This is a genomic window from Bartonella sp. AP57NXGY (assembly GCF_042195805.1).
Classification (GTDB): domain Bacteria; phylum Pseudomonadota; class Alphaproteobacteria; order Rhizobiales; family Rhizobiaceae; genus Bartonella.
Genome location: NZ_JBHIOZ010000053.1, coordinates 1,463 through 2,691, shown reverse-complemented (window position 1 = coordinate 2,691; position 1,229 = coordinate 1,463). Strand labels below are relative to the sequence as shown.

Genomic DNA, 1,229 nt, shown 5'->3' with positions numbered 1-1,229 from the left:
TATAAACTTTCATGAATAAGTAACAGATCTCAGTTTTGAATATTGATATAAGAAGATTTCTGCATGTATGCGACAGCTTTATTTCCAGTATTAATAAAGGATTTTTTCATCTTTTGGAGGAGATTATGATTTATACTTAATGACACTCTATATTCTTAATAACTGATAATGTAAGGATCTTTGGAGGGAGAAGCGACTTTAAATTATGACTAATTAAGCTACGGAGCAATCGCTTTCGAAGAGGGATTGCTTTAAAGAGAGTATAACATTTTAATTGCACATGAAGAATATATGAGTAGATACGTTATTAATGATACTTCATACTGTGAGATTTTAAATTTGGATAAGAGCAATAAAGACGTTGTTTTTATCAATTAGTTTTTTTAGAAAGTTGCAGTCTCTGTTGCTTCTATCTATTCAATAGAGTGCTTTGGGAGAATAGCGAATAGGTAGGTACATGGATTCGCTTTTATGCGTTTTAGGATGTTTTCTCTTTTCATTTAGGAACAATGGTGCCATCAATGATTATTTCTTCAACACTTGATTATCGTAAGGCAGCAAAGCGTCGTCTTCCTCCCTTTCTTTTTCACTATATTGATGGTGGGGCTTATGCTGAAGAAACGATGCGACGTAATTGTACAGATCTTCAAGCACTTGCATTGCGTCAAAGGATTCTAAGGCAAGTTGGTGAAGTTGATCTTTCAATCAAGCTTTTTGATCAGACACTTGATTTACCGATTGTACTTGCGCCTGTTGGGCTAACGGGCATGTATGCACGTCGTGGAGAGGTAAAAGCAGCGCGTGCCGCAGCGGCAAAAGGGATTCCTTTTACTCTATCCTCTGTTTCAGTTTGTCCTATTGCGGAAGTGCAAGAAGCGGTTGGAGGTGCATTTTGGTTTCAACTTTATGTTCTCAAAGATCGCGGTTTCATGCGTGATGCACTAGAACGGGCTTGGTTGGCTGGTGTACGCACGTTGGTTTTTACAGTTGATATGCCAATTCCTGGTGCACGTTATCGTGATGCGCATTCAGGAATGTCTGGTCCTTATGCTGGTTTACGTCGTTTTTTACAAGCTTTGACTCATCCATATTGGGCTTGGAAGGTTGGTGTTATGGGGCGCCCTCATGATCTTGGAAATGTCTCTGCTTATCTCAAAAAGAAAATTGCATTGGATGATTACGTTGGTTGGCTTGGTGCAAATTTTGATCCATCAATTGGTTGGCATGAT

General features: G+C 38.6%; 1 protein-coding gene. It reads left to right on the top strand.

Annotated features, from left to right (window positions below):
• Window positions 1-521 precede the first annotated feature (521 nt).
• The coding region (locus ACFIL8_RS06145) for an L-lactate dehydrogenase (protein ID WP_375689144.1) at window positions 522-1,229 on the top strand (708 nt) is incomplete at its 3' end.